The organism is uncultured Roseibium sp., from assembly GCF_947499295.1.
GTDB lineage: Bacteria > Pseudomonadota > Alphaproteobacteria > Rhizobiales > Stappiaceae > Roseibium.
The window spans coordinates 1-434 of record NZ_CANMNP010000142.1 but is presented as its reverse complement, the minus strand read 5'-3'; the positions used below and the strand labels follow the sequence as shown (position 1 = coordinate 434).

The following is a 434-nucleotide window of genomic DNA, read 5'->3' as shown; positions in this document are numbered from 1 at the left end:
TTCCTCATCCGGTTTAGCGCGGAGTCCTTCGGTTGATTTTTGACCTCATGCTGCCTGTGTTTGCAATGTCGTTTTTGATGCGAATTCGTAGGGCGTGAGATTGCCCAGGGATGAGTGGGGTCTGTTTCGGTTGTAGTCGTCCTTCCATGCGGTGATTTGGGATCGGGCTTCAGAAAGCGACGAGAACAACGTCTCGTTGAGACACTCATCCCTGAAGCTACCGTTGATGGGGAAGACGGCCCCGCTCCCGAGAAGGGCCAGTATGCTGGTCCCACATACAAGAGGAGCATCCCCAATGACCCCAACCACCGTGGGCCTTGATCTGGCCAAGAACGTGTTTCACGTCCATGTTGCTGATGCAACTGGCAGGGCGATTGAGAGTAAAAGGCTAACGCGCCGGGAGCTTTTACCGTTTTTCAAGGCTTTGCCGCCCT

The 434-nt window shown here is 54.4% G+C and carries 2 pseudogenes; one reads left to right on the top strand and one right to left on the bottom strand.

Going from position 1 to position 434, the window contains the following annotated elements:
• Nucleotides 1-45: 45 nt before the first annotated feature.
• Nucleotides 46-225, bottom strand: a pseudogene (locus Q0835_RS30155) (transposase); the annotation flags it as partial.
• Nucleotides 226-295: 70 nt separating this feature from the next.
• Between Q0835_RS30155 and Q0835_RS30150 the strand changes: the two are divergent.
• Nucleotides 296-434: pseudogene (locus Q0835_RS30150) on the top strand (IS110 family transposase); the annotation flags it as partial.